Source organism: Thalassospira sp. HJ (genome assembly GCF_000948415.1).
Classification (GTDB): domain Bacteria; phylum Pseudomonadota; class Alphaproteobacteria; order Rhodospirillales; family Thalassospiraceae; genus Thalassospira.
The window spans coordinates 175,668-201,565 of record NZ_JYII01000010.1 but is presented as its reverse complement, the minus strand read 5'-3'; the positions used below and the strand labels follow the sequence as shown (position 1 = coordinate 201,565).

Annotated in this window: 25 protein-coding genes; 10 read left to right on the top strand and 15 right to left on the bottom strand. The window is 51.7% G+C overall.

Annotated elements, in window-relative coordinates:
* Positions 1-29 precede the first annotated feature (29 nt).
* The 3 genes from UF64_RS06420 to UF64_RS19635 are packed head-to-tail and all read right to left on the bottom strand — an operon-like array spanning position 30 to position 2,656.
* Positions 30-947, bottom strand: a complete 918-nt coding sequence (locus tag UF64_RS06420) for a U32 family peptidase (RefSeq protein WP_044827778.1) — start codon at positions 945-947, stop codon at positions 30-32.
* The gene (locus UF64_RS06415; RefSeq protein WP_044827777.1) at positions 944-1,921 is read right to left on the bottom strand and encodes a peptidase U32 family protein; all 978 of its coding nucleotides are present in this window, start codon (positions 1,919-1,921) and stop codon (positions 944-946) included. The genes UF64_RS06420 and UF64_RS06415 overlap by 4 nt, the downstream gene beginning before the upstream one ends.
* Before the next feature lie 24 nt (positions 1,922-1,945).
* A complete protein-coding gene (locus tag UF64_RS19635; RefSeq protein ID WP_200892648.1) occupies positions 1,946-2,656 on the bottom strand; it encodes an SCP2 domain-containing protein in 711 nt (236 codons plus the stop codon).
* A gap of 228 nt (positions 2,657-2,884) precedes the next feature.
* Between UF64_RS19635 and UF64_RS06405 the strand changes: the two genes are divergently transcribed.
* From UF64_RS06405 to UF64_RS06395, 3 genes are all read left to right on the top strand, one after another.
* Positions 2,885-3,625, top strand: a complete 741-nt coding sequence (locus UF64_RS06405) for a DUF542 domain-containing protein (protein WP_152630622.1) — start codon at positions 2,885-2,887, stop codon at positions 3,623-3,625.
* 149 nt (positions 3,626-3,774) lie between these two features.
* Positions 3,775-4,569 carry a Crp/Fnr family transcriptional regulator gene (locus UF64_RS06400; protein ID WP_082049579.1) on the top strand — a complete coding sequence of 265 codons (795 nt, stop codon included), beginning with the start codon at positions 3,775-3,777 and terminating at the stop codon, positions 4,567-4,569.
* 25 nt (positions 4,570-4,594) lie between these two features.
* On the top strand, positions 4,595-5,242 hold the full coding sequence (locus UF64_RS06395; protein WP_161794598.1) for a Crp/Fnr family transcriptional regulator: 648 nt from the start codon (positions 4,595-4,597) through the stop codon (positions 5,240-5,242).
* A 54-nt stretch (positions 5,243-5,296) separates the two neighbouring features.
* On the opposite strand, the gene UF64_RS06390 is transcribed toward UF64_RS06395, so the two are convergent.
* The 8 genes from UF64_RS06390 to UF64_RS06355 all read right to left on the bottom strand — a co-directional run bounded on the left by UF64_RS06390 (position 5,297) and on the right by UF64_RS06355 (position 14,443).
* Complete coding sequence (locus UF64_RS06390) at positions 5,297-6,223, bottom strand: FAD:protein FMN transferase (protein ID WP_044828204.1); 927 nt, start codon at positions 6,221-6,223, stop codon at positions 5,297-5,299.
* 8 nt (positions 6,224-6,231) lie between these two features.
* Positions 6,232-6,825 carry a nitrous oxide reductase accessory protein NosL gene (locus tag UF64_RS06385; protein WP_044827774.1) on the bottom strand — a complete coding sequence of 198 codons (594 nt, stop codon included), beginning with the start codon at positions 6,823-6,825 and terminating at the stop codon, positions 6,232-6,234.
* Positions 6,822-7,643 (bottom strand): ABC transporter permease, encoded by an 822-nt coding sequence (locus UF64_RS06380; RefSeq protein WP_044827773.1) that lies wholly within the window; start codon positions 7,641-7,643, stop codon positions 6,822-6,824. Before UF64_RS06380 ends, UF64_RS06385 begins: the two co-directional genes overlap by 4 nt.
* Positions 7,640-8,530 carry an ABC transporter ATP-binding protein gene (locus UF64_RS06375; protein ID WP_044827772.1) on the bottom strand — a complete coding sequence of 297 codons (891 nt, stop codon included), beginning with the start codon at positions 8,528-8,530 and terminating at the stop codon, positions 7,640-7,642. The genes UF64_RS06380 and UF64_RS06375 overlap by 4 nt, the downstream gene beginning before the upstream one ends.
* Entirely contained in the window at positions 8,502-9,842 is a 1,341-nt protein-coding gene (locus UF64_RS06370) for a nitrous oxide reductase family maturation protein NosD (protein ID WP_200892647.1), read from the bottom strand. The genes UF64_RS06375 and UF64_RS06370 overlap by 29 nt, the downstream gene beginning before the upstream one ends.
* Positions 9,843-9,845: 3 nt before the next feature.
* Positions 9,846-11,792, bottom strand: a complete 1,947-nt coding sequence (gene nosZ, locus UF64_RS06365) for a TAT-dependent nitrous-oxide reductase (RefSeq protein ID WP_044828202.1) — start codon at positions 11,790-11,792, stop codon at positions 9,846-9,848.
* On the bottom strand, positions 11,792-13,822 hold the full coding sequence (locus UF64_RS06360; RefSeq protein WP_200892646.1) for a NosR/NirI family protein: 2,031 nt from the start codon (positions 13,820-13,822) through the stop codon (positions 11,792-11,794). Before UF64_RS06360 ends, nosZ begins: the two co-directional genes overlap by 1 nt.
* 240 nt (positions 13,823-14,062) lie before the next feature.
* The gene (locus UF64_RS06355) at positions 14,063-14,443 is read right to left on the bottom strand and encodes a hypothetical protein (protein ID WP_152630621.1); all 381 of its coding nucleotides are present in this window, start codon (positions 14,441-14,443) and stop codon (positions 14,063-14,065) included.
* Between the two features lie 852 nt (positions 14,444-15,295).
* On the opposite strand from UF64_RS06355, the gene UF64_RS19630 reads away from it, so the two are divergent.
* From UF64_RS19630 to UF64_RS06340, 3 genes are read left to right on the top strand one after another with little or no spacing between them, the layout of a single operon-like run.
* Positions 15,296-16,972, top strand: coding sequence for a Mu transposase C-terminal domain-containing protein (locus tag UF64_RS19630; protein ID WP_052657472.1), 1,677 nt, complete (start codon positions 15,296-15,298; stop codon positions 16,970-16,972).
* 1 nt (position 16,973) lies between these two features.
* On the top strand, positions 16,974-17,861 hold the full coding sequence (locus UF64_RS06345; protein ID WP_044827770.1) for a TniB family NTP-binding protein: 888 nt from the start codon (positions 16,974-16,976) through the stop codon (positions 17,859-17,861).
* 6 nt (positions 17,862-17,867) lie between these two features.
* Positions 17,868-19,136 (top strand): TniQ family protein, encoded by a 1,269-nt coding sequence (locus UF64_RS06340; protein ID WP_082049573.1) that lies wholly within the window; start codon positions 17,868-17,870, stop codon positions 19,134-19,136.
* A 122-nt stretch (positions 19,137-19,258) separates the two neighbouring features.
* On the opposite strand, the gene UF64_RS06335 is transcribed toward UF64_RS06340, so the two are convergent.
* Together UF64_RS06335 and UF64_RS20140 are read right to left on the bottom strand one after the other, a co-directional pair.
* Positions 19,259-20,155 carry a recombinase family protein gene (locus UF64_RS06335; protein WP_044827768.1) on the bottom strand — a complete coding sequence of 299 codons (897 nt, stop codon included), beginning with the start codon at positions 20,153-20,155 and terminating at the stop codon, positions 19,259-19,261.
* A gap of 202 nt (positions 20,156-20,357) precedes the next feature.
* The gene (locus tag UF64_RS20140; protein ID WP_152630620.1) at positions 20,358-20,540 is read right to left on the bottom strand and encodes a hypothetical protein; all 183 of its coding nucleotides are present in this window, start codon (positions 20,538-20,540) and stop codon (positions 20,358-20,360) included.
* Between the two features lie 100 nt (positions 20,541-20,640).
* On the opposite strand from UF64_RS20140, the gene UF64_RS06330 reads away from it, so the two are divergent.
* Complete coding sequence (locus UF64_RS06330) at positions 20,641-21,612, top strand: nucleoside recognition domain-containing protein (protein WP_044827767.1); 972 nt, start codon at positions 20,641-20,643, stop codon at positions 21,610-21,612.
* Between the two features lie 11 nt (positions 21,613-21,623).
* Here UF64_RS06330 and UF64_RS06325 read toward each other — a convergent pair whose 3' ends face one another.
* Positions 21,624-22,817 carry an alpha/beta fold hydrolase gene (locus UF64_RS06325; protein WP_235284982.1) on the bottom strand — a complete coding sequence of 398 codons (1,194 nt, stop codon included), beginning with the start codon at positions 22,815-22,817 and terminating at the stop codon, positions 21,624-21,626.
* Positions 22,708-23,493 (bottom strand): hypothetical protein, encoded by a 786-nt coding sequence (locus tag UF64_RS19625; RefSeq protein WP_052657470.1) that lies wholly within the window; start codon positions 23,491-23,493, stop codon positions 22,708-22,710. The genes UF64_RS06325 and UF64_RS19625 overlap by 110 nt, the downstream gene beginning before the upstream one ends.
* A 580-nt stretch (positions 23,494-24,073) precedes the next feature.
* Between UF64_RS19625 and phaR the strand changes: the two genes are divergently transcribed.
* The 3 genes from phaR to UF64_RS06310 all read left to right on the top strand — a co-directional run bounded on the left by phaR (position 24,074) and on the right by UF64_RS06310 (position 25,897).
* Positions 24,074-24,691: a polyhydroxyalkanoate synthesis repressor PhaR gene (gene phaR / locus UF64_RS06320; RefSeq protein WP_044827765.1), complete on the top strand. Its 618-nt coding sequence runs from the start codon at positions 24,074-24,076 to the stop codon at positions 24,689-24,691.
* Between the two features lie 287 nt (positions 24,692-24,978).
* Positions 24,979-25,335, top strand: coding sequence for a hypothetical protein (locus UF64_RS06315; protein ID WP_152630619.1), 357 nt, complete (start codon positions 24,979-24,981; stop codon positions 25,333-25,335).
* A 166-nt stretch (positions 25,336-25,501) separates the two neighbouring features.
* The gene (locus UF64_RS06310; protein ID WP_044827763.1) at positions 25,502-25,897 is read left to right on the top strand and encodes a helix-turn-helix domain-containing protein; all 396 of its coding nucleotides are present in this window, start codon (positions 25,502-25,504) and stop codon (positions 25,895-25,897) included.
* Position 25,898 lies beyond the last annotated feature (1 nt).

The window sequence follows — 25,898 nt, the reverse complement described above, 5'->3', positions numbered from 1 at the left end:
TACGTTAGGGAAGCTGCTGTTTTCTCTGTCTACTCTGCTCTTTGATCAAGTGTCTGACGAAACTCTGCGCCGGGAACACCGTGCAAGAAACCATCGGCGAAGGACATCGGGAAGTGCATCTCGTTTAGGTGATGCCTGAGTTCTTCCGGACTGGTTTCGTGTGCCAACACCTGGCGATAGAGGTCTGAAACCTTTGTCATATTCAGGCTGTGCGGGGACAGGCGGAATGCAGAAACACCAGTATCCTGCATCTGTGCGATATGGTCGGAGAGTTCTGTATAGTGGTAGGACAGGGTCTGTAACCCGTTCACCGCCAGAAATGGCGTTTCATCCAGAGTTTCAACATCCATACCGTCCTGATGTTCACTGCATACGTAACGGCATCCGTCCTTGTGCAGGCCGTGTGCCCTTGCTGAATAGCAGCGGGCCGAAATGGCCAACGGGATGCGACCAAACACTTGAACCTCTATCTCGACCGCCTTGCGCACGTTACATAATTTGGCAATCGAAGACATAGGCAATTCCCAAGGAAGGGCAATCCGTTTTGCACCTTTATCGACAAAATAGGAAAACGTCCCTTCATTATAGGTATTGATATAAGGGCCAATCATGTGCGTTTGGCCTGCGAGCAAGCGTACAATGGAAACATCATTGGCCTCGATTAGGATGCCGGGCATTTGTGCGATGTCACGTAGCTGGTTAACTTCGCGCCCATTCATCACCAGTGCCAAGGTTGAAAGAACCACTTCCTTTCCAGCGCGCTGAAGTCGTTCGATAACGTCAGGCAGGTGCTCGTCAAAGAATGGCATCCGCTTTGCGCAGACGACCTCGCCGACATGGACGGTATCGACGTCGGTTTCATCTGCGATGCGGTTGTAGAAGTCTATTTTACGGTTCTCATCCCAATGAAAAAGAACCGGGCCCATCACCAATCGCGATCTTGTCATTGCCAATTTCTCCGGTATGCACCTGTGGTATCGCTTTGACCTTCACTCAGCGTGCTGAGTTTTGATCGCGCGTCGTGTTGTCCCTTGGCGATTTTGTCCAGTGACGCACGAAAAGCGCCGACGACCTGCGATATGTATGCCTTCCCGCGTTGTCGTCCTTCGATCTTAAGGGCTGAAACACCGGCATCGGCCAATTCCGGCAGTATGGCGGTGACATCAAGGCTCGTGGGTTCTTCAAACAGATAGCCGGATTTGTCCATGGCGCGAAACCGACCCTTGCAGAGCGTCGGATATCCGACTTTTTCATCGCTGTCATAGATATTGATGGTGAAGTTACCCAGTCGGGAAACTGTCGCGTCACCGCGTTCTTCATAGTGAACATGTGCCGCTGGTGAACAGACACCGTTCATATTCGGACTTTCGCCCGTCGCGTATGAAGACAGTGAACAACGACCTTCGGCCATGACGCACATCCCGCCAAATGCGAATACTTCTGTTTCAACCTGTATGCGCTGATTCAGGGTACGTATCTCATCAAGCGAGAGAACACGGGGCAGCACAACACGCCGCACACCGAATTCCTGATGATAAAATTGAATGGCTTCTTCATTCGAAGCCGACGCCTGTACGGATAGATGCAAACGGGCGTCCGGATGACGGTCGCGCGCATATCGCAGCAAACCGATATCCGCAAGGATGATAGCATCGATACCAATTGCCACGGCGTCATCAACTGCCTTATGCCAGATTTCTTCTGCCCCGGCCTGTGGATAGGTATTGCAGGCAAGATAGACATGAACTCCGTGCTTGTGTGCATGTTCGACGGCATCGCGTAATTCAGCACGTGAAAAGTTCAATCCCGGAAAGTTTCGGGCATTCGTCGCGTCCCGAAAACCGCAATATACAACATCAGCACCCGCCGCGACGGCAGCGTGCAGGCTGGCAGGTGTTCCTGCAGGACATACGAGTTCCATATTGAACCTGTAACTGGTTGTGGATCAGGGATTGGCGGGTAGCGCGAAATCATCCTTGGCCGTGCCGGAAGGTTTGACACGCGTATGGCGGTTCCTCCTTTGTATTGTTTTCTCAATCTCAGCCATTGTGGCCGCTTGCGCGGACGTGCGTTTCTCCAAGCCGAGCAAACGTGTGGCAGTAGGTGACGTCAACGCGTCTGCCGTCCGGTTCATGTCGTGCTGAAGTTGCCGATAAATCTTTTCCGCAAGGCCAAGTGCTACCTTGGCTGCAGGTCCCATTACGCCAAAGCTTTCCGCCACAGCGGATCGCAGATCAATGGACTCTCCATCCAGGGCATTGCGAAGTGCGACAACAAGTTCGGTGCGTCCCTCGATCCGCAATGTGCGCGAAAAGAACAGTGCGTCACCATCTGATGACCCCTGAAGAAGCTCCAGCAGTGCGGGAAGCGGGCCTGATATCTGTGCTGCGATAGTTTCTTCTTCGCCATGTCTCGCGGGTCGGAGTTCAGGATGATCGGCATCTATTTTTAAATAGAATTGCAGATCTAGGTCAGTCGGAGAAATCAGTAGGGCGAATGCTTCTTGTTCGGCGATCCGTTCAAATACCGGTCTGTAGCGATGATGCATCGTCGCCATCGCGTGGTGACATATGCGCGCGACCAAAAACGTCGGTGCATTGCGTATGAACGGGTTTGCCAGCAAAAATGGCGTAAAGGATGGATAGCTTTCTGTCACAGCGTACTCCGGCGTTTTGCATGGCGAAGTATCACTGGCCTGCACAGACTGGTGTTTGATGTTTGTCAAGTCGCCGCGAGATTGGAATTACGCTTAGTTGGAATAACCCGACAGAACGTTATTTTGACGGGATAACCGGTCAGAGGCGACCGCAGCATTTTTTTTGGGATGATGTCATTTGACCATCGTCAATCTGCCAAATTATTGCTGGTTTAAACTCCCTTTCGTTTGCTGGATGCCAATCTTAGGGAGGACACCTTTATGCAAGATGCGTTGAATACGGCAACATTGACCGTTACGCCTGACGAACTTCTTGATCAGACCTTGGGGGGCTTGATTTCATGTTTCCCCGGCGCAACCTTGGTTTTTCGCCGCCATCGCATCGGTTTTTGTTGTCATCCTGACCAGACGCTGGAAGAAGCTGCAAAGCGCAAGGAGCTTGATCCGCATGTGATTGCGGAGGAACTCTGTGCGCTTCCCAAGGGGCCTTTGATCTTGCCAAATGTGAGGGATGTCGATGGGTTTATCGATTTCATTCTTACGCGTTATCACGATGTTCACCGCGATGAACTGATTGAGCTGATTGCGTTGTCTCGCGAAATTGAAATTGTCCATGGTGACCATCCGGACGCACCGGTAGGGCTGGCAGATGCATTGATCGAAATGGCCGAGAACCTTGATATGCACATGACCAAAGAGGAAAATGTGCTTTTCCCAGCGATGCGTGAAATGAGCCGGAATACCCCGATCACGCCAGCATTGGCCATGCCCATCCATTGTATGCGCGAAGAGCATGACGATCATAGTCAAGCCATTCACAAACTGCAGAAACTGACGAACAATTGCACCTTGCCCGACGGGGTATGTGGTTCGTGGCGCAGATTGTACAGCGGGACCAGCAAGCTGATCGAAGATCTTGTTGCCCATATGTATTTGGAAAATTCGATCCTGTTCCCACGGTTTGAATAGTTTTTTGCACAATGTGACGGCGATGTCGGTGCGCATTTTTTTTGGTCAAAGCCCTGCTGATTGGCAGGGCTTTTTTACTGGATAGTGCATCTGGTTCTATGTGCATGTACGACTTGTTTGACATGGAACAATCCACCCCAAGCGGTTGAATGTTAGATTTGTTCCAATGCTTAACAACCATCGCGTTTTTCCATGGAAACTTCACAATGAGAGATATTGATCGAATCTCGAGTGTTCTCCAGTCTGGGCGCTATTTCAAAAATTGGCCACAAGACGACATTCTGGAACTGGCGTCATTATGCACGTGGGGCCGGTATGAACCCGATACGGTGATGATACGTGCCGAAGACCCCGCTTCGGCCTTGTTTCTGATTGTGAATGGGCATGTTGAGCTGTCCTACACGGATGGAGATGGCAAGGACGGCGTTATTGATTTGTTGGGGGACGGCCAACTTGTCGGCGAGTGTGCGCTGGCGCCGGACGCCTGTTACGCCGTTTCGATCAAAACGCTGGACGCAACGACCGCCATTCGAATTGACGGGGCGGCCTTTGCCGACTTCCTCTCGGCACACTTTGATCGTGCCTTGACCATGATGTCGGTTGTGACAGAAAGACTCTGTCAAATGTTGCGCCAGACAGAGGAGCTCAAATGCCGGTCAGCGGCCCAACGTCTGGGGATCTATTTGCTTGCCGATGCCGTTCCTGTCGGGGATGCGCATGAAACACCGCTTACCATGGAAAAGTCCGCGTTGGCCCGCAAGATTGGCATGACCAGCGAGACGTTCTCCCGGGCACTTAAAAAGTTGTCGGAACATGGCGTGTCCCAGCATTCCAGCGGACACATCATCCGTATTGCAGATACCGAGATGCTGGCCGAGTGGTGTGGCCTTTCAAACAGTGGAACCTGGGAGGAACAGTCAGATGGTTTCAAGGTCGCTATCTAGCGCGGATCACGATGTGATCTCTCAGGTGCCACTGTTAGCCGCACTTGGGGAAGAGCGGCTAAATACTTTGCTCGGAACATGCAAGGTCGAAAGCCACGCCCGCGGGGAACATCTTTTCCGGGCGGGGGATGTGGCCGAGTATTTCTATATTCTGCTGTCCGGTCATTTGCGCCTCGTGAAAACATCCGCACAGGGGGATGAAACGGTAATGCATTTCCTGACCGAAGCCGGATCCTTTGCAGAGGCAGTTTCCTTTGCCGGTCGATCCTATCCGGTTGAATGTCAGGTTGTTGAAAATTGTGAAATCGTTGCCATTCCGCGCACGGCCTATCTTGGCATTCTGAAAAGTGCGCCTGACGTTCTTGGTGATGTGTTGGCAAGCCTGTTACGTTGGGAGCGGTTCTTCCTTGAAGAAATCTATAAGCTGCGCCACACACGTCCGATCCAACGGATTGCAGCGTTTCTGATCGATTTTGAAGACCGGAATGGCGCAACCATCGACGGCGCAAGTGGCAAAAACTTCCCAGATAAGCGCCAAATCGCCAGCCGGATCGGTATTACACCAGAAACGTTTTCCAGATCGTTGCGCAAGCTCGAAGCAACTGGCGCCATATCTGCGGGGCCGAAACTGCAAGTCCTTGATCGAGCCGCACTTCTGGAACTGGCGCGTTAGGGCAGCAGTATTCCAGCCACGTGTAAGCGACGCACATCGCAACCGGTGCCAAAGTTAAGCCATTTGTGCACTTGGGAACTGCGTGAGAAACTTGGCTGCTTCGCCTTTACTCATAAGGCAAATGGCCGTGCTGAGCCCGTCTGCCACGGCAGCAGAGGTTGCTGTTACACTAACAGCCTCGGTGCGTGCTTGCGTGGGACGGCCTGTGCGTGGATCAATGATATGTCCAACCAAACCTGCCTGATCAAAAAAGGTGCCGTTTGGCAGTGAAGTTGCCAAGGCGTTGTCACGCAACATCACCTTTTCTTTTCGAATTCCCAAACCGGTATCAATCGAAACAGGCCAGTCTTTACCTTCCGGGTGACCGCCAAGTGCTGCGAATTCCCCGGTATTGATCAGCACATTATTCAATCCGTCGTGTCGAAGCAGCTTGGCAATTCGGTCTGCAACATAGCCTTGGGCAATTCCATTCAGGGTCATTGCCATATTCGGTCTTTTAAAGCTGACTCGACCCTGATTGATAGCAACCTTGTCCCAGCCTGTTCTCAAAAGCGTCTCACGGATTGACTCATTCTCGGGGGGGCGGCCCTGTGAATGGCTTTGCGCATATAGTCGCCAAAGTGACTGAACCGTTGGATCAAAAAGCCCACCACTTGCCCGGTTTATGATCCCACACAGCCCCAAACATTCCAAAAATTCGAACGGCGGTGCATCAATCACGCCATCGCGGTTCAATTGTGCAAGCGTGGAATGTTCGCGATAAAGACTGAAGATATTTTCCAGTCGTTCGAGTTCGCGGGTTGCGCGCGACAGGATATTGTCAGCATTAGGATGCGACAGGCTGATCGAGGCAGCAGCCCCCATTGCAACGCCCTTCCATGTTCGGATTGGTTGCTGTGCCTTTAATGTAAACGGCACCGTCGCGAGTGTGCCTGCGGCGGCAAATATGGTCAGAAACCGACGTCGTGAAAATTCGGGCATGGCGAACCTCATTCTTTGCGAAGTTTTTCAAGACGCGCGCGATAATCGTCGTCATCTGGAATGATCGCCGTTTCGAGCGGCTCGTTAGATGGCATGACCGTGGTGTTGTTTAGAACGAGCGCGTCATCAATGTCGTCAAGGCGCATTATTTGGCCACCATGGCGGGCGACAAATTTTCTGGCATCGTCCTGATCGGAGAAGGGAACAAGTTCCGATGCCCCCATGCCGCCGGTCATGGTGGAGGCGACGACATAATGCGCGCTGCTTGCCGGTATCCAGTTTTCTCGTCCAACATTTTCCCAGTCATGGGCCTTGGACATGTCGCTGACGTAGATGGCGCTGATTTTATAGTTTTGTTCGGGCATGCGTTCATAGGCGATGCCGTCGCGAACCTGGCTGAAAAACAGGGGGTAGGGCAAACCTTCAAGATGAATTTGTGCCTTGGGGCCGGCATGCTCAAGAATGTTCATCTGGCAGAAATGTCCGACAGCTTCTTCGGTCATGGCAACCGGAGGCGGCATGGTTTCTTCAGTTTGTTGCTGACATCCGGCAAGAAACATCAGGTTGATTACGATCAGAAGCAGCGTTGGGCGGGATATCATGGCGTGACCCTCCGGAAAGTCAGCCAGGCCAGGACTGTGGCAATCACCGGCCAAACCAGGATGGATATCAGGGCATGAACAGCGGGGATGCTGTTGGCAGCCCCTGTCAATCCAGCTGCAGCCGCGGTCGCATCCGAAACGGCGAGGTTGTATATCCGAAATGCATCGGCCGGATTGCCAAGTAACAGCCAGGGAAAATAGTGCGTAGTGAAGGTGCCGCCATCATCGGCGACGATGGCCGCCAACAGGCCAAGGTCATATAAAACAATCAGAACTAGCCAGAGCCCGATCACCAATCCTGCTGCTGCGCCGGGTCTGCGTGCAAATGCTGATATGCCATAACCGATCCCAAGGAATGTTGCGCCAAGAAGAAGTGACGACCAGAACAGTCGGAACAGTGCGGGGATACCGACAAGTGCATTGGGGTCGGTTGCAATGGCAGCGACGGCGGCAATTCCATACCCTGCCAAGACGGCGATAGTCAGGATCGATAGATGGGCCAGGAACTTCCCGAAAACCAGTTCCCCACGGGCCACGGGATAGGTCAGAACAAGGGACAAGGTGCCACGTTCTATCTCGCCAGCGATTGCATCAAATGACATCAAAAGTGCAACCAACGGCACAAGGTATACCGCAAGGGATGTCAGGCTTGCGACAGTGATTGACAGTTTATCTGCACCAACCGTACCGGTCGGAGCGCTGCCTGCTGCCGATAATACAAGCGCAAACAACACCATCATCCCGACGGAGATCGCAATCCAGCGGTTACGAAGGGCAATGATGAATTCGCTATGAGCTGTCGCCAGAACCTTGTTCATGCGTTCCCCCTTTTGCTGAAATGGCTATAGATATCTTCCAGGCTGGGCGGAATGACGTCGACATCATCGACCAACGGGCCCAGTGCCGAGATATCGCCAAGACGCGCGAGTTTTTCCTGCGAACTGCACACCAGATCGACCATCACCCCGTTGCTGCGTTCCCCGGAAAGCTTTTGGGCAACCTCGTCCGCCTTGCCGCGCTGTGCGGAAACCTGAAGGCGGATCGGCAGTGAGGCCCTTTGACGCAGGTTTGCTAGGGTATCGTTTGCCACCATTACGCCGGACGAAAGAATGACGATCCGGTCGGTTCTGGCCTCAACCTCGGTAAGGGCGTGCGACGACAGAAGAATGGCAGTTCCTTGCGCGGCCAGTTCATCAAGAATGACATAGAATTCGCGCCGGGATACCGGGTCCAGTCCGCTGGTGGGTTCATCAAGGATAAGGAGTTTTGGTTCACCAATGAGCGCCTGAGCCATGCCGACTCGTTGGCGCATCCCCTTGGAGTAGGTTCCAATCCGACGGTTTGCAGCCGCCCCCAATCCGACCCGCTCGAGAAGTGATATCGCCTTTCGCGGATCCTCATCGCGAAGTCGAAGATAGTATCGGAGCTGTTCTTTTCCGGTCAGTGATGGGTGAAAGGACGCGTTTTCGGCGAGATAGGCCGTTTGGGTGCGAGCCCGGTAACTGCCAGGCGCAAGGCCATGCACGGAAACCGTCCCGCCGTCGGCGGTGATGAGGCCAAGGATGATTTTCATCAATGTTGATTTGCCAGCGCCATTATGGCCGAGCAAGGCGACACGTTCACCTGCGGCAACATCAAAGCCAACCGCATCAAGAACGGTATGATCATCATAGCGTTTAGTGACTTGCGAGAGGGTCAGACACATTTTCAGTCCTTTCACGCAACCAGACAGGATTGGCGCGAGCAGCCAGTTCAAGAGAAGTGATTTCTTCGGGAACCCGAATTTCGATCGGTTTCATGAGCGGGAAGCTGTCGACGACCCCACCCGGCAACGTGGCGGGGAAGTGTGCCTGGCTCCAGCGGATCAACTGAACAGCGGGTGACCCCAAAAGCATTCCGGCTGCTGGTTGTGACCAAAGAATATGGTCCATAAGGTCGTTTGGTCGGAACCGGCTGTCGGCAATACCATTGCGATCAAGATCGAACACCGGATGATCCGACCAGAAATTTCCCCGGCCATCGAAGCTCCATTCCACATCACGGGTGCCGACATATTTGACCTGGGTCTGGTTAGCGATAAATGCGTTTCCAACCATGGCATTTCTTTCGGAGCCGGCAGTGAAATGAATACCGATCCCACATCCTTCAAACCGGTTATCCCCGATCAGATTGCGATGGGCGTTGTAGATAAAAAGGCATTTGCCACCGGTTCCACGAACCAGATTTCCGACCAGATCAGACTTGTTGGTATAGTTGAGCATCAAACCCTGATCGCGGTCGGCAAGTGACATATTGTCGCGCACGGTAATCCGGTCGGAATACATCAAGGCAAACCCAAGGTGATTTCCGACCGAAATGTTTGCCGAAATTTCGGAGTCATGGGCGTACATGTAATGCACGGCAAATCTCAGATCGCGCATCAGGTTGCCGCGGAATATCCCGCGTTTGGAAGTATTGACAAAAATGCCGTCGCGACCGAGCCGGATGTCATTCCGTTCAACCAGTGTGCCGGGTGCGTTCCAGACATATATGCCGTTGCCACGTGAATTCATTCGATGATCACGCCGACCGACAATTGTATTGGCGAGAACGGTAACGTTCTTCGCACCGTGAATATCAATGCCGTAAAGATTGCCAAGAATATGATTATTCTCGATCAGGACACGGGCGGCGGTGCGGTGCAGTTGAATGCCCGAATCAATCGTTTCGTGTGACGATCCCGATCCGGTAATTTTCAAGCCGCGGATGGCAATATCCGTTCCGGTTACTGTAATAACGCTTCCGGTTTTGTCACCATAGACGTTTGCCTTTCCCTGACCATCAATTGTTATGGGTTTATCGAGTGTGATCGGTCCCTGATGTGGGCCCGGGTCGAGCAACAGCACATCGCCGGGGGAAGCCCCGGCGATGGCCGCAAACAGCGCCCCGTCAATCGACGGCACAGATTGACTTGCTGCGAAAACCTGCAGCGGCATTGCAATCAGACCCAGAAACATCATGACGGGGCGCAACATCATAGGTTAGCTCCGTGGTTCAACGAACATACGGCCGCGCATTTCCATGTGCAGGGCATGGCAGAACCACTGGCAGTAGTACCAGTAGACACCGGGTTTGGAGGCGACAAAGGTTGCCGACGCGGTTGCCTGCGGGCCTACTTCGAATGCCACACCATGATCACCCATGGTGAAGCCGTGGGTCAGGTCATCGATGTCGTCCAAGTTGGTGATGATGACGGTGACTTCATCCCCTTCCTTGACCTTGAAGGATTCAAGACTAAAGGTTGGGGCGGAAGAACTCATATAGACACGGACTTTGTTGCCATCCCGGACAACGGTTTCAGCCCAGTCGTCAATGTCGACGCCATCGGCCTCTGCCTGTTCGCGGGTTTTGGCCCACATCGGGTCCTGACGGTTCCAGACACTCAACGGATTGACCACGGAACGGTGAACAATGATTGAGTCATGAGGCTCGGCAAATGTCGGACCATCATGCATCAGGACAAGGTCGTCGCCCTGCATCGAAAACAGTTGTTCATTCTCGGGCTTGAGCGGGCCGACATTGAGGAAGCGGTCCTTGGAGAATTTGTTCATTGAAATGAACCACTTCCCGTCGGCTTCCAGTGTTTCCCCCATCGAGGTGGAGTTGTGCCCCGGTTGATAGTGGACATCGACCTTTTTGATGATCGGATCGACATTTTCACCAGCATAGGCGCGCACGGCTTTCTCGATGTTCCATTTGACCACCTGACTGTCGAGGAACAGGGTGGTCAGGGCGTTGCCCTTGCCGTCAAACGCGGTATGTAGCGGACCAAGCCCAAGTTCCGGTTCGGCAACAACGGCTGAACGCGGTTCTGCGCCGTTGTAGAACACGTCATCCAGCTTGGTGACATCAATCACCGATACAGTCGGCGACAGTTTGCCAGCGATGCAAAGGTGTTTCTTGTCCGGTGCCATGTTGCAGCCATGTGGGCTGTTGGGGATTGGGATGTAACGGGTGTAGTTCTTGTTCTTGCCTTTCCGACCGTCGATGACCTTGACGCCATTGAGCTCGATGTAATCACCCGCAGCGATGCCTTTTTCGATTTCCTTGATGTTAAAGACAACAACGTGATCAAGCTCGGATGCGGTCATTTCCGCAAGGTTCATCCCCATTTCCGAGTTGTAGCTGGTCGAGAAGGCGTATTTTCCTTCATAGTCGGCATCAGTGTTATCTAGGTTACCCGATACCATGACCTGCCAGGCGACCTGCATCTCATCTGCGTCGATTGCAGTGTAGAAGTTTACGTATTGCGACGGATCATCGAGCACCTTGCCGTCATTGACCATTGGGGTTTCGTCTTCGCCATTGGCAAAGACGTAGTTGGTCCGCGGCCATTTTTGTGGACGCAGGCCGTGAATGGCCTTGGCGTTCGGGATTTCAAGGATCTTGTCCGCCTTCATAACATCACAACGGACGCGGGCGACGCGCGTATTCGCCTTGTCATTCATGAACAGGAAACGGCCGTCATATTTGCCGTCGGTGAAGGACATATGAACGTGGTGCAAGTCGCCGTTATCATGGATCTTCTTGCCGTTGGCAGCGAGAAACTCCTTGGTTTTGGGCAGCATGTTTTCGGTAAGAACATTCAGGCTTTCATTGGTTTGCCCCCAACCGGTTGCCGAACAGCGGTTGAAAACAGGGACACGCATCAGCTCGCGCATGGACGGGATACCCAGAATGCGCATTTCGCCCGTCTGGCCTGATGACCAGAAACCGTAATATTCATCAAGCTGACCGGGGGCGAGGCTTGCCTCAGTTCCAGTTGACGCTTGCGCACTGCCAAGCGAAAGGGCTGTTGCAGCGCCGGTTGCGCCACCGACTGCTGCGATGCGCGCGGCACCTGCCGCACCGGCAAAGGCAGCACCACCGGCAGCAACGCCGAATAGATCACGTCGGGTGATTCCGGGTTTGGATGTTTTGTCAGACATCATGACTTCTCCTTGAGATTTTGCTTGGTCGTCCGGGTCCGGTTCAGTGCTTTTTGCGCACCTTCCATGCTCGCCAAGAGGCTTTCCTGCCGCTTGAGTTTCTTGATCACGACCGGACAGATTTTTTCGCTTTGATACAGCACCTGACAGTGAAGGCAGTTGTGGCACTCGTTGGGGTTGATTTCTCCTGTGGGGTGGATCGCTTGAACCATGCATTCATGTGCGCAGTTCTGGCAGGGGCTGCCGCATTCCTTGTAGCGTTTGAGCCAGTCAAACATGCGCATGCGCGCTGGAATAGCGAGGGCCGCCCCCAAAGGGCACAGATAACGGCAATAGAACCGTTCGACGAAAAGCCCGGCGCTAAGAAGGACAAGGGCATAAAGAACAAACGGCCATGCTCGATCAAATTTGAGGATGATGGCGGTCTTGAAAGGTTCTACCTCGGCCAGTTTTTCCGCCTGATCAATAGAGGCCAGCATAGTGCCAAACAGGCCAAGGAAGATGATGTATTTCACCGCCCACAACCGTTCATGCAGTCCCCAGGGAAGTGTCCACTGCGGGACGTGGAAAAATTTGGCGATCCGGTTGGTCAGTTCCTGAAGTGCACCGAACGGGCACAGCCAGCCGCAATAGGCGCCACGCCCCCAGAAGATCAATGCCGCAGCGACTGAGAACCACAAGATAAAGGTCAGTGGATCAAGCAGGAATGCTTCCCAGGTAAAGCCGGTCACAAGCGAGTTGGTCAGCGCCATGAGGTTGACGACGGAAAGCTGTGCATTAGCGTACCAGCCAAGGAACACCAGCGTGACCGTCAGGAACGAAATTCGGAACCAGAAGGTGAATCTGGCAGAACGTGTCAGGAAGCCCTGGAAGAAGAACGCTGCGGTCAGAACAAGCAACATGATGCTGAGCACAACAATTTCGACCGTTTTGTCACGCCAAATCCGTTGCCAAAGGGCTGTTTTGGCTGCTTGCTCGTCCGTGGCGAAACTAGCCTTGGTTGCGTTATCTGCCTCCGGCGTTGGCGGAACTACTTTGGTCAGGTAGTTGGCTGGCGGCTGCCAGCCGATGTCAAAGGTGGTGTAGAGACGTTCAATCGCACCGACATCGCGATGGACAAGAAGTTCCAGACGCCAGGGCTGGGTCGGGTCAAAGTTGCTGCTTGCCGGGATTTTGAACAGATCCATCTCTTTGAATTCCGGTGCGCCATCGGCCATGATGTCTCCAACACGGCGATGGTTGCGATCCCGGAAACGTACCGACATATCGCCCTGGATAAGCTGGATGCGGTCAAATAAGCCGCCGCGCACATATCCCGACCCCTTGAAGGAATACTGTCCGCGCGCGGTGACAAGAATGGCTTCTTCTCCGTCTTTGAGCCATGCCTTCAGGTTGTTGTAGCCGCGCTCGCCAAGTGCAGCCCTGCCGATGGCTGGGATACTGACGAGCGAGACATACATGTCGATGAAGGTTTCGTCCGTGGGGGCTTCGATCGGACGCTCAAGTGCTCTTGGATCGGCCATCGCGGCAAAGGCGTCATTGACCTGACCGACATCAAGTGACATGCGACGAACAGTCCCGTCACCAACCAGTGTGAACCAGTCTTCCGGGGCGGTTGCATCTGTGTTGATTTTAAGTTGTTGCGTGTTCGACGGTTCGGGTGCACTCAATCCACCCAGTTTGAGCATGCGTGCAACCTTGATGCCCGAGCGCAGGATCGAGTCATCAATTACCATAATGGTGACCGTTGCACCGGAAATAATATTCAGCTCATGGTCTGCATCTTTTGTTGCTGCAACCAGATCAAAGCCGACATATCCCTCGGTGAGTGACGCGATCCGCTCTTCTGGAATGCCAATAAGAACAATAGGTTCGGAATGCTTGACTAGTTTGACACCGATGATCCGGGCCTTTGAGTCAACAGCAACCATCACATGGATCGGTTTGCCGGAATAGCCGGTGGTGCCAACAAAATCAGAGGTGATAAAGGCCCAGCCGATTTGGTCGCCGTTCTTGAGGACGGGGACCACTGGTACATCATTTTGAACCTGCCCATAGTCATCTGCACCCTCGACTAGTGATGCGGCGGGGACCTTGTCAATGAACTGTGCTAGTAGAGGTTTGGTTTGTGCATTTGCCGTGGAAACGCACAACATTGCGGAAAGAATAAAAGCAACTAACAGGATCTGAAGCCACAATAGGCCGGAGATCGATCGGTGCAGAAGGGGTGCCGTCTGAGGACGAAGCGGGAGAGGTGGCGTACTCATGGTTCAAACCTTGTGCGGAGGCGCGCGCGCCGTCGCAGGTGCAGCGTGGGATGCATCTGTGCGGTCGAATGACAGGGGAATGATCTTCAGGATGACGGTGCGGTCGAGTTCGATTGAGCAAAGAGTGTCAGGAAGTTTGTATGCTGAGCCGAACAGGCACTGCATGCAATTAGGGCAATCGCATTCGATAGGCTCAGGAACTTTGCTTCCGTTCTGATCGACCCAAATTGTTTTGGCGGTCTGGTCTGCACTACAGATTGTAATAGCGATAAGGTCAGTGCCTGCAAAATGCGTCGCCGTCTGAGGAAAAGACTGACCGGCGGCTGTTCCCGTCAGAGACAGTGCGATCAGTAGAGACAGAAATGTGCGAAGCATTTTTTCCATAATGCTTCTCATATTTCATTGTGGATTCTGGATCCTTGATACTGGTCAAGCGGGAAGGAGCTCGCCCGCCAATCGATTGCAGAGGACCTATAGATGTTGAGATTGGTTCAAGGCGTTTCTGAACCAAGCGTGACAAATAATGAACTCGTTTCATTGCGGGATGAACAAGTAGCAAGCGGAGTATGAATGAGGACAGGTTCAAGACCCAACCAGCAAACGTATCTGGAGCAATAAGTCCGCAAATAATTTCCTTGGCAAAGGCACTTTGAGAAAAATGACATCTTTTGTGACAATCGATGACAAATTATCTGGCAATCGAAAATGCTAAGGCGTTGATTTCGCAAGAGGTCAAATGTCATCTTTTGTGGCACCTGACACATATAATGCCTATTCGGTCGATACCCATTAAGCATAGACAACCTAAGCGAAAGTGGTGCTTTCGCTTGAGCAAATAACTTTCAATCGGTCCCTAAAGCCAAATTTTTGCTGTCTGGCTCGGTCATACCAAGATCGTGAAAGATGCCCTCAAAGGAACTCTGAAGTTCGGTCAGGCCCATATTGTCAGCAATTTTCATGAACGCGTCTTCTTGCATAGAATCTGTAGATCGCACGCCCTAACGTTATACTTTCAAAGTAAAGTAATTTGAGTTGACACCGATAAACTCATTCATTGGTGACCGGCAAAAGCGACAAACAAAATCAAAAACGGCATCAAAAGATATTACTAATTCGTGCTTATATGCCCGCCCTCGTGATCAAACACTAGATATCGCACGTTCATTAAAGTAATTTTTACAAAATCAAAACAACCTAAGATTACATCATGTTTGAGCTATCTATTCGGAGCTACCTATGTCTGAGGGCGGTTTTGATCATATAGACCAGGAACTCCGAGACTGGGAAATTGCCTCTCATCGGGCGAAAATTGTTCAAAGTGTTATTTGTCGCCCTCGCCCTATGCGGCCTCATGTTGAACTCGCAGCAAGTGAACATGGCGTATCCACAGCCATGATCTATCGTTGGATAGCGGCATATACGAAGCAACCCGAAGTAAAGACACTTTTGCCAAAACGGCGAGGCCCCGTTTCAGGAAGAACCTATCTCGATCCAGACTCAGAAGATACGATTAGCGAGACCATCAAGACCTTCTATACCAAACACCCAAAAATAAAGTTCAGCAAACTACATGAAGAAGTCGTATCCAGCTGTAGAAAGAAGGGAATATCGCCAGTTCCTTCAAAAGCTACTATTCGAAGAAGGGCCGATGCGCTCAGTGTTGAGCTTAAGAACAAACTGAAGCATGGCCCCAAAAAAGGAAAGCACCTCAGTACGCCGATTAAAAAGCCGTATGTCGCCGATTATCCAATGCAAATTGTCCAGTTTGACCACACTCTGTGTGACGTACTTATTGTAGATAGTTTTGATCGAACTGCACTGAGAAGACCTTGGGTAACACTCGCTGTAGATATCTATAGTCGTTGCATTGTTGGCTACTACGCTGGTTTAGATTCACCGTCCTCCACGACTGTTGCAATGGCAGTGACAAATACTATTCTGCCAAAACAGGACACCCTAGCTAGACTGGGAATTGATGACCAGTTCAATTGGCCCTGTCACGGTTTTTATGAGAATGGTCATCATGACAATGGCAAGGACTTCAGAGGTAAAGCACTCCAACTTGGATGTGTTCAATATCGAATCAATTTGATTTTTCGCCCCCCTGGCAAGCCGCATTTCGGTGGTCACATAGAGCGATTAATCGGCACAATAATGGGAGAGGTCCACCTACTACCTGGTACGACTTTTTCTAACGTCAAAGACAGAGGAGAGTACCCCTCTGAAGCGAGGGCAACCCTTAGCTTCGATGAGTTCGAGAAATGGCTCGTTTTGCAAATTATAATTTATAACAACAAGATTCATCGATCTATCTCAGAACCCCCAATATCAAAGTTTCTTGATCATACAAGCACCAAAGAAACGCTTCGAAACATCCCTACAGATTCTTTTAAATTCTTCGTTTCGTTTCTCCCCGTTGAAGAGAGAACTCTGCGAAAGGAAGGCATCGAGCTATTCAAGACATTTTACAGGGCAGATATCCTATATTCTCCACGAACACCGATTGGCTCCAAGATAATTATTCGATATGACCCGCGAGACATATCAAAGTTGTACTATACAGCTCCAGATGGCGAAATTTACGACATACCTCAGGCCCACTCTGGCCGTCCAAAACTCTCTCTTTTCGAACACAAGGCTGCTCTCAAAGCCCTAAGAAAGAAGGGTTTAGAGCAGATTGACGAAGAGACAATTTACCGGGCGATTGATGAGCAAAAAAAGGTCCTAAGCAAGGCTTCAAAACTAACAAAAAAGATGCGCGTTAATGCCGCCAAACTGGGGATCCGTCAGAACCAGTTAAGTCGCTTTCAGCCGAAACCAGAGCAACAAAGTTCCACCGATGAACAATCGGAAGTCGAGGCATCACAAGAAGATGCTAAGCCCATAAAATTATTTGACGTGGAGGAGTGGTGATATGGACGCTTTAGCCACTGAATACGATCACGTGCACCCACTATACCAAGCACTAGTAAATGAGCCAAATTCAGAGAGGATTCATCGAATACAAACTGAGAAATTCATAAAATACCCCCAAGCCGCATTCGCGCTCGAAAAATTGGAAAACCTTATAAATTACCCGACCAGAAGCAGGATGCCATGCTTACTTTTGTACGGGAAGCCTGGCGTGGGCAAAACACTGATATTGAAAAAATTCTTGAAAAGTCATGACAAAATCATCCCAAACGAGCCTCCTCCTCCCAACCCTGTAGTGAGCTTCCAGATGCCAGTAGTACCTGAAGAGAAGCGGTTCTACCGGCAACTACTTTCGGCACTAGAAGCACCACACCCTGTTTACGGGACGACAAACACTTTGGTTTCACTCGCACGCAAGATCTTGGTCGACAGAGGAACCAAAATCATTCTCATTGATGAAATCCATGCTGTGTTGGCAGGAACACCGCGACAACAGATGCTGATATTCAACACCATAAGATATCTGACCAACGATCTTCGTGTTCCAATCGTTTGCGCTGGGACCCGTGAATCGCTGTCTGCATTATGCCGAGATCAACAACTTGCGGATAGGTTCGAAGCCGTGGAACTTCCAACATGGAAAGAAGGAAAAGATTTTGCTGGCTTGATCGAGACTATCAGCTCGACATTGCCTTTAAGAAAACCATCTGATCTAGGAACCGCGAAAGCTCGACAGTTGATACTCGAGCGAACGGACGGAATAACAGTTCGCATATTTCGATTTATAGAAGACCTGGCCTGCCAAGCTATTCTTAACGGCACTGAGCAAATCCTGCTTAAAGACATCAGGAATTCTAAAGCTATGCCCCTAGCCTCCATGGGGGTCTAAATAAGCATGAGCCCAGTCCCCTACCTTCTCGAAAAGCATGACGATGAATTATTGTCCTCTTGGCTCAAAAGAATAGAAAGATACTATTATGCTCCGGACTTCATATCGAATCAGCTTCGACCAATTACTGATGAATACATAGCAAGGTACTGCGAGAGATCTAGCAGACCTATAAATTTAATAGATGTCAATCCAAGTGATCAGATGCTTGAATGCATCAGTCGATTAACAGGATATTCCTCAGCATACTTGCGTGAACAAACCCTTAAAGCGAAGTACCCCCGCTTACGAGACTTCATGTTTCTCGGAGTCAAGTACGTAAATAGATCTCCCCATCGTAACGATTATGTAATTGAGTCATGCCCCACATACTGCCCAATATGCTTGAGTGAGCAGATCCAAAAATCCGGTGAAAACTATCTAAAGATCGAATGGGCTCTGTCACTGATAACGAAATGCCGTCGCCATAAAGTGTACCTGTACGACACCTGCCCGGCTTTACCAGAATGCTACCCTGCATCTCCGTTCCAGAAGGTTGAAGCACTCCCGCAAAGCAAGGGGGATTACGCAACAAAATTTGGTTGTAGTCTCTGTAAGAAGCTTTGCTGTGAACACCCCACAGAGCAATACAAGGACGAAATTTTGACTACTCATGGCGTCGAAGAGGCATTGATCGAGGCTATACAGAAAAATAGGCTTCCTGAAAAACTAGGTGGGCCAGGCAACTCTTATCAAATTCAGTACACACTCCAAGATTTTATCAATCTTTGGGGGATGTCTCTTTCTCTTCCCGAAGACAAAGAATTCATTAAAGAAAAGAAAAAATCTAAACTCTTCCAATATCTTGGCTCAGTGAATGATCTGACTTTTGGTGACTGTAACATTATGATCAGAAGCAAGATCATGGAGCTGGTTACTCGACACTTTGCATTCCCAGAAATGCAAAAGAACCCAATGCAACACCTCGGCGACCCAGAAACAGATGATCTATTTCAGTACCTTACTAAGAACGGTATAGATGAGAGCTTAGTAGCACTGGTAACTTACGTCAGATGGCCAAAGGGATTTTGGTACATGAACCCTAAGGGGCAGCACGCTCAAACAACTAGATCACCGAAAACAAACAACTTGGCACAGTGCCAAGCTCTCGAAGAGATAGAGAAACAGCTGTCATCCGGCAAGAGTGGGATAGATCTTTCAGAGGGCACCAAGCGACAACTGAAGATAGCTTTCAGGTTACTCAATCGAGTGAGGGATACCATAAAGAAACAATGATTACCTCTTATCCACTGAGTTCGCTGACCGCTTTCAACCTACCTAACAGCCTCTAGACCAATGTAACCTTCATACCTGTGGCCCCACAGCTTCCTTAGAATACGCAGTATCAATTAATTTTATCACTTCCACTCTTCAACTAATCCAATTTCAATAGCCTTTAGAATCTCAGATCGCACGGACGACTGAGACCAACCAGCTAAGCTGCGTGGGGGCATCAATTTAGCGCGATCCAGCTTCTCTGAAATCTCTTTGAGTGTAAGGGACGGTTGGATACTCAGCATGCCGGCGATCTGCATCGTGACCTTAGATGGCTCCATGCTAGTTCTCCCAGATCGACTGAGAACATCTGGTCTCAAAAATCCTTCCCTGACGAAACACTTAGAAGCCCTTCTCAACCTCTCTCCAGTCCATGTACCTTCTTTCTCAGCCCCATTAACTATGCCAGCTACGACGTTCCACGCGTAACGGGGACGATACTTTCTAACGATAGGAACCCAAATGTGAGCTGAAGAATTTAACGCCGCAAAGTAACTCTGCTCTCTTTGCCTTGATACACGAGCAATCGCATCGGGTTCTCGTGATTTTAGCTTTGGGTTACCACCTACCCTTCCGGCCTGACGCGCTTTTTGGAGGCCCAGTTTTGTTCGCTCACTTACTAAAGCTCTTTCGAACTCAGCAAATGAGCCCAAAATCTGCAACATGAGAGTACCTTGCGCCGAAGATGTATCTATCGGATCAGATAAACTGACGAAGTGGCCTCCATTACTCAGCAACTTAGAAACGATCTGCAACAGATCTGTAAGGGATCGAGCAAGGCGATCAATCTTAACAACAACAAGCTGATCTCCTTGACCAACATGCGCGATTGCATCTCTTAACCTAACCCTATCTTTTTTCGCGCCAGATACATTCTCAGAAAAAACAAGATCACATCCAGCATCATACAACGCCTCTACTTGAGCATCGGTTGATTGCTCTGTTGTTGAAACTCTGGCGTACCCTATTTTCCTAGTCATTTCGATATCGAAATATGATTATAAAAAACTGCACTAGAAAACGAACGTTTCCTTATAGAGTTTAACGAGACTGAGTGTATCGACATGGGTAACTGCCCTGAAACGACTTGTGACATTACGGAAAAAATACACCAACTAGACGACAAGTGATGATATGTCAGAGTTAGTGCGAAAACGGCTCAAAGTTTGTGCGAAAAGGGGTTCAATTAGTAGTATTCTCAACATCCCTGAACCCTGACACCTGTAATTGGCGCAGGATTTTGGTATCGATCTGATCCAGCCCGGGCACTTTGCGCAACTCCACAGCGTCATTTGGCAATATAACGCTGCCATATTGCACGAAGATGCACAAATACGCTGCACGAAAATCAACAACCCGTGGCATGATCGCGCTCCTCGACAGACTTGTGCAGCAACGTTAGAGGTTGCTGTGATTGGCCAACAGGTCGGACGCGCCCCAAACACCAAAGACGGATTGCCGCCCCATGCATCGCTATGCCTTTGACCTGATCAACCGCAGCCAGAAGCTGTTCATCACCCTGATCAAGGTGATGGTACCGGTGATGGTGATTGTGCGGATTGCCGAAGAATTTGGCGCGGTCGAGCTGGTGTCCGGCTGGCTGACGCCCGTGATGGCGCTGATCGGTCTACCGCCAGAAGCCGGGTTGATTTGGGCGACGTGTGTTTTGGTCAGCATGTATGGCGCGGTTGGTGCCTTTGTTGGGCTGGCGGCCCATCTTGATATGACAGCGGCACAGTTAAGTGCGCTGTGCGCGATGATGCTGTTTGCCCACGGGCTTCCGGTCGAACAGGCGATTGTCAAACGCGCCGGGGCGAGTTTCTGGGCGACCACAGCCCTTCGGGTGGGGGCGGCGATTGCCTATGGCGCGTTGGTGACCTGGGTCAGTGACATGACCGGCTGGCTGTCCGAACCGGTTGATTTTTCCTGGATGGTCGGCGGGGATACCGCGATGGTCGCCAGTGGTTTGGCTGGCTGGATCGACTGGTCAATCCAGATGGTCAAATCACTTGTGGTGACCTTTGGCGTGATTGTCGGATTGCTGGTTCTGCTGGATATCCTTGAGAAAACCGGGATTACCGCCCGCATCACACAGGCGATGATGCCGATGCTGCGTATTTCGGGAATCTCGCGCGATGTGGCGCCGGTAACCACGATTGGCGTGTTGCTTGGCATTACCTATGGCGGGGCGCTGATCATTGATGAGGCGCGCAAGAACAACTATCCGCCACGGACACTTTTCCTGTCGCTCAGCTGGTTGTCGCTATCGCATTCGCTGATCGAGGATACAGCAATCATGCTGGCACTGGGTGCCGATATCTGGGTGGTTTTGGTCGGGCGGGTGATCCTGACCCTGATCATCATTGCGCTTCTGGCGCGCCTGACTCTGCGCTGGGCGCCAGAGCGTACGCAACTTGCCACCGAGCATGCGGAGTAGGCGGAAGACGGCTAATCCTTTTTCGCCAGCCAGTCGGCAACTGGCTTCCAAGTGGATTTTTCCGCGCGTGATCCGACCATCATGCCGATATGCCCGGCAGAGGGATGAAGTTCCTCACGCATGTCTTCGGGGCAGGCTTCAAACAGGGCCTGCGCGCTTTCGGGCGGGACGATGCGATCATTTTCCGGGATCACCGTCAGCACCGGGCAGGACAAATCGGCCGGATTGATATCAATGCCATCAATCTGCCACTGCCCCTTAGCCGGGCGGTTTTCGACATACCAGCCGATCAGGCAATCGACCGCAACACGGCGTGGCAATGGCACCCCATCATTCAGCCAGTCTTCAAGGGCCACAAAATCGTGGGCCTTGGCAGAATCCATTGCCATCGCCTGAAAACGACGGAACTTTTCACCGATCATGAAGGGATCAAGGCTGGCAAACAGGCTTTGCAACACATCGACTGGCAGTGTGTCATGGATCGCCAGCATCTGTGGCAGGGACGGCGCGAAGGCCGCCGCAATGCGCGACTGGGTCGGGCCAGCCGCCATGAAGTCCCAGGGCGTTGCCAGCAGAACAAGCTTTGACACCTGTGCCGGATCGAGAAGCGTTGCGGCAAGGGCCAGAACCCCGCCCATGCAATAGCCGACCACCGGCACAGGCCCGCCATTGATATCGGCCACGTCCTGAAGAATCGTCACCAACCGACCGGCAACATAATCATCAAGGCCAAAATTGGCCTCGTCCATGCCGGGATAGCCCCACTCGACCAGAAGCGGGCGATAGCCAGATTTCGCGAGATAGCGCGCAAAGCTGCGCTTTTCATTGAGATCAAGGATGTAGCCGCGATTGACCAGTGAGGGTACCAGAAGCACGACCTCGCCATCCTCGGCGGCCTTGTCGCCAGCGGTCGGGCCATAATCGTAAACCCGGGTTGATCCTTCTTCCCAGAATATCGGCAAATCTTCACGGTCCTGATCGCGCGGGCGGCGATAGGGATGGCGCTGATAAGACCGCACGCCGTCATGGAATCCTGCGTGGCGATCAAAGGCGACACGATCGAGCGCCTGGGCGACATCGTCCGGATGATAGGCTTCAAGTTCCGTCAGAAGACTTTCCGCCTGATCCTTCAGTTCCGGCTTCCAGGGCAGCAATTGTTTCAGAAAGATCGGTAATGCGGCGCGCGAGCTGAGCCAGCTCGTCATCTCGACTGCCATGTGCATCGGAAGCGGCCTTGGCCCCGCCCGCTTCTGATTTTCGCGTTTTGGCGGAAGCGGCTTTTGTTTTGGCGGACTGATCATTCTTCCCCTGCCCCTTTGCAGCATTTTTTGCAGCACGTTTGGTTTTGGAAGTCTTGCTGGCTTCACTGGCGGCGGGTGTGTCCACGCCGTCTTTGTCAGATGTTTTTGTGGTTTCGGGCTTTGGCGTCATCCCGGCCATGCCCGCCATCGCCGACATATCAGGCGCAAACGGCATGCCGGCAAAGGGAGATGCTGGCAATTCACGTGCGGCCTTTGCCATCTGATCCATCATGGCCTGCAGCGGGTTGGCTGCGGCCATCGCATCGCCCATCGGGTTTGACATCCCGGCAGCCGGGTGTTGGCCCATTGCCATCTGACCGATCAGCTTGCCCCAGGCTTCAAACCCCTCGCCCATGCGGGTGGTATCAGCACCAAGGGACGCATAAAGACGCCCGATGGCGCTTGCGGCATGTGCGCCGTCTGCGGTTGCCGCGACCTGTTCACGCCAGAGTTCAAGAAACTTCTGCGCAAGCTGGTCGAGCCGTTCGTCATCCGGGTCGGATGATGCGGTCTCAGACGTTTGTGATGGGGCGGGTGCTTTGTTCGCACCGCTCTTTTCGCCGTTCTTACCTTGGGCCATCGGCGACACCTTTATCGTTCCCTGATGCAAAGCATTTATCTTGATGATCACTATAGAATGTTGACGCGCGCAGGAAAACGAATTCCCTTGCCGTGTTGCAGCAAACCTTATCTAGGGTCTGAACCCAGCTAAATGGTTAAAATGGTCGCGAGGCATTTGTGCGGATATCAGGAGCTTTACCTTGAAAGGCTCTCTGCCTTTCAAGGTAAAGCGACGCAATAGCCCGTGCAAATGCCTCCGATCCGAAGGACATCCGGACAATCTGCGATCTGCTTCGTCAATCCCCTTGCGCGGGGATTACCCCGCACTGCGGCGATTTCCTAGCATCTCTTGATTGTTCTGATGCCATTTTAATCATTTAGCTGGGTTCAGACCCTAAAGTTGTTTTTCGCACTGCACTTCGCGTTGAATACTGGACACATTGGAAAATTCGCGGCACTCTCTTGGTCTTCTGTGCGAATGCAAAATGGAAAATGCTGCGCAACATCGTAAAAATTTACGGGGCGCAAAGCAGGTGGAAAGACACCACCGAAGGTTCGCCAGACATACGTCCGGGAAACAGGGAAGCAGGAAAGACGCCATGACCACCAAGAAATCAGATGATCAGGACCGCATCGTTATCAAGAAATATGCGAACCGCCGCCTCTATAACACGGCGACCAGTTCCTATGTGACGCTTGATCACCTTTCGCAGATGGTCAAAGACAATACCGACTTTGTTGTCTATGACGCGAAATCGGGCGAAGACATCACCCGTCCGGTCCTTACCCAGATTATCGTCGAGGAAGAAAACAAGGGGCAGAACCTTCTGCCGATCAGCTTCCTTCGCCAATTGATCGGCTTCTATGGCGACAGCCTTCAGGGGCTGGTGCCGAGCTATCTTGAACAGGCAATGCGCGCCTTTGGCCATAATCAGGAACAGATGCGCGAATATATGCAGGGCACGATGCAGGGCATGTTCCCGTTCGGCCAGTTCGAGGAAATGAACAAACAGAACATCGCGCTGTTTGAACAGACGATGAAAATGTTCTCGCCCTTCATGCAGGACGAAAATGGCGAGCCGACCGGCGACGGCCCGAAAAAGCCGACCGCACCCGGTGGCGCAAAATCGGATGCCTCATTGGATGAGCTCAAAAGCCAGCTTGAAGCCATGCAGGCACAGCTTAACAATCTTGCCGGTGGCAAGTCCGACAAATAAGACATCCCGGCCATATCCCGGGCTGTACTGACAAAAAGGCGAAGCTGCTTTATGCGCTTCGCCTTTTTTCATGGCCGATGACAAACGCGGGGATCTGGGCAAATATCGGGCAAATGATGCCCTGCCCGTTCGGCATTAATCCTGCATAAACTTTTCGTTAACTCTTTTCGAACGCCCGGCACCGCCGAAAGGCGGCAATTTTTGCCGGGTGAATGCCATGAACCATGCCCAAAACCACGGAGTCCCGAAATACGCAGGCAACAATGACCCAATAGACCGAAAAACATATGACCGCGATCACACCGATTTCCATGCTCCCGGCCCGCAGGACCGAGACTGCGAGCAGTGGAACCGATGGTCCTGCCGGGATCGGGATCGAGCAACTTGCACAAATTTCGCCTGTGGAAAAAATTGTGCAGGGTGGTGGCGCGTGGCTGCAACCCCATGATCTTGTGGGCAGCGCAGCATTCTGGACCCAGCTTTTGGGGCAGGTCTTACCTCAGGAAAACCTTTTGCAACCACCGGTCATTCAAACTGCGCATGCCAGCTATGCACAGCATCACAAACCATACAGCGTAGAAACGAACGTCTTTTTTTCGCCTTCTGCACTAGACAAAGACAGCTCGATTGACCTATATAGCTAGCTTCTGGCGGAAAGCTGCAATGATTATCTGACCAAAGTTCAGATACGCGTCAGCAATTCTGGGCGCCAAAGAAGCGCTTTGAAAGGTCGACGTGAGGGCAAAACAAACAAGCCCGACAGCATCCGAAGTGGGGATTAATAACTGGCGGTTGATAACGGATTATAAAATGACTGAGAACTCTCAAAACGAAGAACCGAAACGCGCAAACCGCGCGACAGACACTGACCGTTATGTTGGTCAGCGTATCCGTGAACGTCGCATCATGCTGGGCCTTTCCCAGCAGCAGATGGCAGACCTGATTGGCGTCACCTATCAGCAGGCTCACAAATATGAGCGCGGCATTAACCGCATCTCTGCTGGTCGTCTTTACGAGATCTCCCAGGTGCTGGGCGTTCCGGTAAGCTATTTCTATGAAGGCCTTGAAGGCAATCAGGAAACCGAACTCAATGCGCGTCAGCGCATGTGCCTTGAGCTTGCCCGTAACTTCGCAAGCATCAAGCACGAAAAACACCAGGAAGCACTGAGCCAGATGGCCCGCGCCCTGGCCGACCAGGCTGCCTAAG

Coding starts and splice junctions, on each gene's coding strand:
- UF64_RS06420 (WP_044827778.1), bottom strand. CDS start 947: ATGACAAGATCGCGATTGGTGATGGGCCCGGTTCTTTTTCATTGGGAT.
- UF64_RS06415 (WP_044827777.1), bottom strand. CDS start 1,921: ATGGAACTCGTATGTCCTGCAGGAACACCTGCCAGCCTGCACGCTGCC.
- UF64_RS06400 (WP_082049579.1), top strand. CDS start 3,775: ATGTTAGATTTGTTCCAATGCTTAACAACCATCGCGTTTTTCCATGGA.
- UF64_RS06390 (WP_044828204.1), bottom strand. CDS start 6,223: ATGCCCGAATTTTCACGACGTCGGTTTCTGACCATATTTGCCGCCGCA.
- UF64_RS06385 (WP_044827774.1), bottom strand. CDS start 6,825: ATGATATCCCGCCCAACGCTGCTTCTGATCGTAATCAACCTGATGTTT.
- UF64_RS06380 (WP_044827773.1), bottom strand. CDS start 7,643: ATGAACAAGGTTCTGGCGACAGCTCATAGCGAATTCATCATTGCCCTT.
- UF64_RS06375 (WP_044827772.1), bottom strand. CDS start 8,530: ATGTGTCTGACCCTCTCGCAAGTCACTAAACGCTATGATGATCATACC.
- UF64_RS06370 (WP_200892647.1), bottom strand. CDS start 9,842: ATGATGTTGCGCCCCGTCATGATGTTTCTGGGTCTGATTGCAATGCCG.
- nosZ (WP_044828202.1), bottom strand. CDS start 11,792: ATGTCTGACAAAACATCCAAACCCGGAATCACCCGACGTGATCTATTC.
- UF64_RS06355 (WP_152630621.1), bottom strand. CDS start 14,443: ATGGAAAAAATGCTTCGCACATTTCTGTCTCTACTGATCGCACTGTCT.
- UF64_RS19630 (WP_052657472.1), top strand. CDS start 15,296: ATGTCTGAGGGCGGTTTTGATCATATAGACCAGGAACTCCGAGACTGG.
- UF64_RS06345 (WP_044827770.1), top strand. CDS start 16,974: ATGGACGCTTTAGCCACTGAATACGATCACGTGCACCCACTATACCAA.
- UF64_RS06340 (WP_082049573.1), top strand. CDS start 17,868: ATGAGCCCAGTCCCCTACCTTCTCGAAAAGCATGACGATGAATTATTG.
- UF64_RS06335 (WP_044827768.1), bottom strand. CDS start 20,155: ATGACTAGGAAAATAGGGTACGCCAGAGTTTCAACAACAGAGCAATCA.
- UF64_RS20140 (WP_152630620.1), bottom strand. CDS start 20,540: ATGCCACGGGTTGTTGATTTTCGTGCAGCGTATTTGTGCATCTTCGTG.
- UF64_RS06330 (WP_044827767.1), top strand. CDS start 20,641: ATGCATCGCTATGCCTTTGACCTGATCAACCGCAGCCAGAAGCTGTTC.
- UF64_RS06325 (WP_235284982.1), bottom strand. CDS start 22,817: ATGACGAGCTGGCTCAGCTCGCGCGCCGCATTACCGATCTTTCTGAAA.
- UF64_RS19625 (WP_052657470.1), bottom strand. CDS start 23,493: ATGGCCCAAGGTAAGAACGGCGAAAAGAGCGGTGCGAACAAAGCACCC.
- phaR (WP_044827765.1), top strand. CDS start 24,074: ATGACCACCAAGAAATCAGATGATCAGGACCGCATCGTTATCAAGAAA.
- UF64_RS06315 (WP_152630619.1), top strand. CDS start 24,979: ATGACCGCGATCACACCGATTTCCATGCTCCCGGCCCGCAGGACCGAG.
- UF64_RS06310 (WP_044827763.1), top strand. CDS start 25,502: ATGACTGAGAACTCTCAAAACGAAGAACCGAAACGCGCAAACCGCGCG.